This is a genomic window from Halomonas sp. SIMBA_159 (assembly GCF_046536035.1).
Lineage (GTDB): Bacteria > Pseudomonadota > Gammaproteobacteria > Pseudomonadales > Halomonadaceae > Vreelandella > Vreelandella venusta_A.
The window spans coordinates 1-237 of record NZ_JAWJBT010001573.1; the positions used below are offsets into that span (position 1 = coordinate 1).

At 64.1% G+C, this 237-nt stretch carries 1 protein-coding gene; it reads right to left on the reverse strand.

Annotated features, from left to right (window positions below):
• The coding region (locus R0J87_RS24535; protein ID WP_498889650.1) for a hypothetical protein at positions 1-237 on the reverse strand (237 nt) is incomplete at both ends.

Sequence of the window (237 nt, forward strand, 5' to 3'; positions counted from 1 at the left end):
GGGCGAGTTCGTCGCGCAGATAGGCCGTAAACGGGGCGAGCCAGGGGAACTCCCGGGCAATCTGGTCGGCGAGACGCGGTAGCGCGGCGGGATCGCCAGCTAGCGGCAGTTCACCAAGAACCGGCTTATACGCTTCAATCAAACGCCGATCTTCCAACCGCATCGGCCCAGGTAGCGTATCGGCATGGATCACACGCTTGGACGGCCGATCGGTGACGGGCGACGCGTCAGTGTGCT